General features: G+C 44.2%; 1 protein-coding gene. It reads right to left on the reverse strand.

Features of this window, described 5'->3' with window-relative positions:
- Positions 1-26 precede the first annotated feature (26 nt).
- The gene (locus M4I42_RS16885) at positions 27-1,196 is read right to left on the reverse strand and encodes an ISL3 family transposase (protein ID WP_268853191.1); all 1,170 of its coding nucleotides are present in this window, start codon (positions 1,194-1,196) and stop codon (positions 27-29) included.
- Between the last annotated feature and the right edge of the window lie 68 nt (positions 1,197-1,264).

Genomic DNA, 1,264 nt, shown 5'->3' on the forward strand with positions numbered 1-1,264 from the left:
ACCAAAAGATGTACTTGATTTTTACGTTAAAATGTGATAGAGGTCTCTAGACGGACACGCAAAGTAAAACGCTGGATATTTCGATACCCATATCCTCGCCTTTTGATCAATTTTATTTTGTTGTTGATTCCTTCCATTGGACCATTTGAGTAAGAAAAAACGATGCAAGAAAGCACTGCGTCTCTTCGGGTGATGAGTGCCTTGGCAATACTGCGTACGGCGGCACAGTCGCTAAAAAGGTGCCGGTCAAACCATTGGGTCAAACGAGTTTCGGCTTGCTTTCTTGTTTGGCTTTTGGATACGTAACGGAAATGTTGAAGTGCTTGATAGATATCACGTAAATAAGCACTTTCTTGGCACCATTGTCGAACTTCCTGCCTCTCTTCTTCTGTTAATTTTTCTGGACGTTGGCTTAACAATCGGCTCACACGGCGAACGCTTCCATGTTTGGTTCCGCCTTTGGCAAGGTATTTGCGACAGCGTTCCAGTGCATCGGTGAATAATTGAATCACATGGAAGTGGTCAAGAACGTGAACGGCTTTTGGACATACCTTTTCAATGGCTTTTCTCATGGCAGGAGCCAAGTCGCTGATAACATACTTCACTTTGGAGGCGACGGGTTGAAGCGCCTCCACAATGGCTTCTTCATTTTTTCCAGAAGCAATGGAAAGGACATTCCGAGTCTGTGTGTCCATCACTGCTACTCCGTAATCATGTCCCTTTCGGAAAGCGAATTCATCCACACATACTACTGTAGGATTCGATGTTGACAAAAGAGCCGGGGCATATTGATAAAACCAGCGTTCTACTGTTGTGTAGGCGAGTTGTAACAAGCGAGCGACTTCTTGAATCGTTTTTCCGATGCATAACCGGGCGACCCATTGTTGAAACGATTCCGTCGCGATACTGTGAGACGGAAGTCCCGGATAAGAAACGGTGAACGTCAGAGAACAGGCTTGGCAACGCCGTCTTTCTATGGGAAGTTCAATCCAAAATAAACCGACCGTATTTGTATAGCCATGAATCCATTGTTTTCGTTTCGATGACATTTTGATGGTTCGTCCGAAGCAAGTCGGGCAGATCGGACAATGAGGAGGGAGGGAAAGTTCAAAAATCCATCGTTCTTCCTCTTTTCGTTCTCCTTGAACAAGAAAGTCTGGTAAAGTGATCAAATCTTTGATAAACTGAGATTGCATGCGAAATTTCCTCCATGGTTGATGGTTTGATCACCTTTACCATACAGGAAATTTCGCATTTTTTGTAC

This window comes from Anoxybacillus sp. J5B_2022 (assembly GCF_026847645.1).
Taxonomy (GTDB): domain Bacteria; phylum Bacillota; class Bacilli; order Bacillales; family Anoxybacillaceae; genus Anoxybacteroides.

Excerpts from the sequence above, each read along its gene's own strand:
- M4I42_RS16885 (WP_268853191.1), bottom strand. The coding sequence starts at position 1,196 with ATGCAATCTCAGTTTATCAAAGATTTGATCACTTTACCAGACTTTCTT.